A 4544-nucleotide genomic window follows, 5' to 3' on the forward strand; every position below is an offset into this window, starting at 1 on the left:
GGGCATAATGCCGTAACCCTGATTATGCCGCATGGCGTTGGCTAGGACTTGTTTTTCGGCCATCCGCCATGCGGCACCTCGGCATAATCAGAGCCCTTCGAGGAACGCGAGGAGCTGATCGTCGGGTTTGAACCGACCTGTCGGCACGTCCGGAGCAGCGACGCGCGCCAGTGCCTTTTCCTTTAAGCGCATGTCGGCGTGGATGTAGACCTGCGTGGTCTCGACCGATTCATGACCCAGCCACAGTGCGATCACGGCCTGATCGACACCATGGTGGAGCAAGTCCATCGCGGTGCTGTGGCGCAAGGTATGCGGCGTGACCCGCTTTGCGCCGATGCTCGGACAGGTGCGCGCTGCCGCCAGGCAATGCTTGCGTACCAAATGTTCGAGCGCATCGCGGCTTAGCCGTTCGCCACGGATCGACGGGAACAGTGGTCGATCGCTGTTGCCATGCTCCCCAATCCATACCTTCAGGATCTTGGCGGTTTCCCGCCTGATCGGTGTGGACCGTTCTTTTCGTCCCTTTCCTACGCATCGGACGTGGGCGCCGGTGCCGAGCACAACATCCCGGTATCGCAAGCTGATCAGCTCTGATGCCCTGAGGCCCGTTTGCAGCGCGAGCAGCAACAAGGCGTGATCGCGCTTTCCGGCCCATGTCGAGCGATCCGGCACGGCCAGCAGTGCCGCGATTTCGTCTGCGGTCAGGAACGTGACCGCGCGCTTAACATAGCGTTTGTTAGGCATGGCAAGGATGCGCTGGCAGTTCAGCATCCATGTTGGATCGGCCATCGCCACATAGCGGAAGAACGAACGGATCGCCGCGAGCCTGGTGTTACGGCTACGTGCACAGTTGCCCCGTGCTGTTTCGGTGTGGACCAGAAAGTCGGCAACCAGATCGACGTCGATATCTTCGACCGTGATAGCGACTGGTCGTTTGCCAAGGCGCGAACCGGCATAGCGCAGCAACAGGCGGAACGTGTCGCGATAGCTCGCGATGGTATGATGGCTTGCTTCCATCTGGACGCACAGTCTGTCGGTGAAGAAGCGTTGGATCAGCGCTGGCAAAGTCATGGAGGTCATCGCTGCGCCTCCCAACCAATGCGCGTGGCGCGTGCCATCGCCAGCTCGAGCAGTTCGGGCACCGCCTCAATGTACCAGAACGTATGGTCGGGGCTGGCATGGCCAAGCCAGGTCGTCAGCCTGATCATCTCCCGCGCCGGATCCTTGCCCATACGATACCAGTCGATCATGGTGCGAACTGCGAAGGTGTGGCGAAGGTCGTGTATGCGTGGTCCTTTGCCGTGCCGCTTGAACCGTGAGTATTCCCGCAACCCGATCGCTCGACTTACTCGTGCGAAGCTGGCTCGTGCCGACCATTCGCTGAGCCGGTCCCCATTACATCTGACAAAGAGGGGGGTGGATGCTCGACCAAGCAGCCGATTACGTTCTGTGGTGTAGGTGATCAACCGGTCTACGACAGTCGGGTCGAGTGGCAGCAGGCGCTCCTTTCCCAGCTTTCCGTGCCTGACACTCAGCACACCGGTTGCAACATCGAGGTCGCTCGTGTCGAGCGCCAGCGCTTCGCTGATCCTGAGCCCCGTTACCGCGATGAGGCCGAAGAATGTCGAACACGTCAGCCCCCGCATTCCGTAGGTGGAAGGCAGTTCGCTGGCGGCTGCGATAATGTCACCGATTTCGACTTTGCTGTAGATGTATGGCCGTTTGCGGATTGTGCGATCCGGCAACAACCCGCGCGGCGGCGCTTCATGCGCCAAGTCGACACTGCTCAACCAAAGAGCGAACAACCGTACCATACCGAGCCGAGCGGACCGGGTGGACGACCCGGCAGCAGGCTGACTTGCGTCCCAGCGCAGGAACAGGTCAGCGTCGATATGCTGCGCACCCGCATCGTCGGCAAAGCGGATAAAGCGGCGTAGCACCCGTTCGGAAGTCCTGAGATCATAGCCGAGGCTACGGCGAACGGCGAGATAGCGGTCAAGCTGGCTGGCGAGGCTCATTGTGCACCTCCCGCGACGGGCCAGGGCTGGGCAATGGATCGCAAGCCTTCGATCTCAAGCCGGGCGTAGATCATGGTGGAACCGCGCGACCGGTGGCGCAGCATGTCGCCGACCTCGTCGAGTGAAGCGCCACGATTTATGAGTTGCGTGGCAAGGCTGTGGCGTAGAACATGCGATCCCACATAGGGCGTAGCGGGCTTCTGACCGGTCGCATCGAGCGCATCCTTGATGATAGCGTTGACGATCTGGCTATCCTTGAATGGTCGATGCGGAGCGCGCTGGGTGACGAACAGGGTCCGGCAGTCAGTCGGTCCGCGCTCCTCCCTCAGATACCGGCTTAGGGCTTCACCGACCTCGGCGGTGATGGGCACACGGTCATGCACTTTGCCTTTGCCGCGCACAGTCAGTTCGCCTGAACGCCAGTCGATATCGTCGAGTTCGATCCTGGTGATTTCCGGCGCGCGAAGCCCAAGCCGTGCCATGATCAGGAGCATCGCATAATCGCGAACGCCGTGCCGGGGATTTCGGCGAACCCAGTCAAGCACGGCTTCGACGCCTTCGGGCGACAGATGTCGGGGAAGGCGCTTGTCGCGAGCCATCGCTGCTTTGGGCACGCTTAGGGCAAGGTTGGTCGCGGTGACGCCTCGTGCGAACAGGTACTGGAAGAACGTGCGCAGATGCGTCACTGCACTCTTGTCTCGGTATGGCCGCCCCCGCGACAGCAAGTGTTGAACGAACCCGACGGCGTCAACGGGTCGTAAACTGGTCAGGTCGAACATGTCCGCACCAAAGCGGTGGTCCATGAAGCGGTTGGCAAAGCGGAGCGTATGGTGGATGCTGCGCGGACTGAGGCCGCGCTGTTTGGTGAGATAGGTTTCGAAGTCGGCCAGCAGTTCGGCGCGGGCGACCTCAGCGGGAGTCGGTGCAACCGGCTTGGCAACGCATATCTCGATCAGGTGCGCAGCGAATTTGCGCCCCAGGCTGTAAAGGCGGATCGTTCCTGTTCTCTGCGGCTCTGCTGCCCGACCCAGCTTTTCCGCAAGATCGGGCGTCAATGCCGATGGTGCAATGCCAGCCTCATCCATTGCCAGTCCAAATCTGCGGATCAGATTTCGGTATTCTTTGATCGTGGCGTGTTTGTAGTTCGCCTCGGCAAAGCAGCGCATGAAGCTGTCGATGTACGGCTCAATGCAGGTTTTGGTGATTATCGTCATGGTTTTCGTGCTCCATAGGGTTGGAGCGCGATCCGGGCCTTGTCGTCGCCCTGACTGCAAGATTATCAGTTGTGTTGGTTTCAGATATGCGGAGTGGGCATGAAGCAGAAGACCAAGGTTTTGGGTGATGCAGCCGTAAAGGCGTTGATCGAGAAGTACGACTGCCCGGTGCCATTCCACGAAGTGCGCACCCGGCTTCTGGGCAATATCGCAACCCCGGAGCTATCGGCCTCGCCCTTGCAGATGATTCAGGATTTATGGGGCGGTGAGTTGCCCGTGTTCGACAGCGTGGACGAAGCCAACGAATTGATTGGTGCTCTGATCGACGGCCTTTGGAATGGGCTGACCCGGCACCAGAAGCGTAGTCAGCCATTCAGGCTGACACGTGTGTCGATGGACCCAACTGCTGCAAATCTCGGACACTACGGGCTGATCCGTCTTGAGGAACTGGATGGCTTCATCGAAGGTCTGTTCAACGGTCATGATATCATCGATCTACCCGAACGTGCTCATGGCGCGATCGGCCAACTTGCCGAGCTCCGTGCGATGATGGGCGGTATCTGCGAACTCGTGGAACGTGACCCCAATGCGGATGATCGCACCCAGCTTGACACGACATTCAAGCACCTGCGCGAACTGACCAAAATCATGGAGACCGAAATCCACGAGACTGTGCTGGCTTGCACTCGTGCACGGCGACAGATGCTTGAAGGCATTCTCACCGAGAAGCCGACGGTGCATTGATCCAATGTCCGAGGAACGTCTCCGCGAGAAGCTGCGCAAGATCGAAGCTCTCTATGCCGGCGCCACGACCGCCGGCGAGCAAGCCGCCGCAGGTGCCGCTGCGGAACGCATTCGCCGCCAGTTCGCAACGGCCAGCAAACAAGAACGTGCCGAGGAGTTCAAGTTTTCAATTTCTGACCCCTGGTCACGACAGCTCTTCATCGCTCTGTGCCGCCGCTATGGCATCAAGCCATTTCGCTATGCGCGCATGCATCGTCAGACGGTGATTGTTCGCGCGCCAGCGAGTTTCGTTCGGATGACGCTATGGCCAGAGTTCGAGGAACTGAGCCAAGCCCTGACCTCGCATCTGGATGAAATCACGCAGAAGATCATCAGAGAAGAAGTGCACGAAGCCACGCAGGATGCGGAAGAAGTGAGCGAACCGCGTCAGTTGCGCTGAACGTTCCCACATTCCAGCGGATTACCTCCCAGGCACCAGGAATATGCCGAAGCGGCACGTCACCAAATCGCGGAAACACGAGATCCTACGATGCCATGCGGCATAATCCGGGTTACGGCATTATGAACC

At 59.6% G+C, this 4544-nt stretch carries 5 protein-coding genes; 2 read left to right on the top strand and 3 right to left on the bottom strand.

The window, feature by feature from the left end:
• Window positions 1-87: 87 nt before the first annotated feature.
• The 3 genes from B5X69_RS20195 to B5X69_RS20205 are packed head-to-tail and all read right to left on the bottom strand — an operon-like array spanning window position 88 to window position 3232.
• A complete protein-coding gene (locus B5X69_RS20195) occupies window positions 88-1080 on the bottom strand; it encodes a tyrosine-type recombinase/integrase (protein ID WP_020818724.1) in 993 nt (330 codons plus the stop codon).
• Window positions 1077-2018: a tyrosine-type recombinase/integrase gene (locus tag B5X69_RS20200; RefSeq protein WP_020818723.1), complete on the bottom strand. Its 942-nt coding sequence runs from the start codon at window positions 2016-2018 to the stop codon at window positions 1077-1079. Before B5X69_RS20200 ends, B5X69_RS20195 begins: the two co-directional genes overlap by 4 nt.
• Window positions 2015-3232, bottom strand: coding sequence for a tyrosine-type recombinase/integrase (locus B5X69_RS20205; RefSeq protein WP_020818722.1), 1218 nt, complete (start codon window positions 3230-3232; stop codon window positions 2015-2017). The genes B5X69_RS20200 and B5X69_RS20205 overlap by 4 nt, the downstream gene beginning before the upstream one ends.
• Window positions 3233-3331: 99 nt before the next feature.
• Between B5X69_RS20205 and B5X69_RS20210 the strand changes: the two genes are divergently transcribed.
• Both B5X69_RS20210 and B5X69_RS20215 read left to right on the top strand, forming a co-directional pair.
• Window positions 3332-3976 carry a hypothetical protein gene (locus B5X69_RS20210; RefSeq protein WP_021222981.1) on the top strand — a complete coding sequence of 215 codons (645 nt, stop codon included), beginning with the start codon at window positions 3332-3334 and terminating at the stop codon, window positions 3974-3976.
• Window positions 3977-3980: 4 nt separating this feature from the next.
• The gene (locus B5X69_RS20215; protein ID WP_020818720.1) at window positions 3981-4415 is read left to right on the top strand and encodes a hypothetical protein; all 435 of its coding nucleotides are present in this window, start codon (window positions 3981-3983) and stop codon (window positions 4413-4415) included.
• Window positions 4416-4544 lie beyond the last annotated feature (129 nt).

The organism is Sphingopyxis flava, from assembly GCF_900168005.1.
Taxonomy (GTDB): domain Bacteria; phylum Pseudomonadota; class Alphaproteobacteria; order Sphingomonadales; family Sphingomonadaceae; genus Sphingopyxis; species Sphingopyxis flava.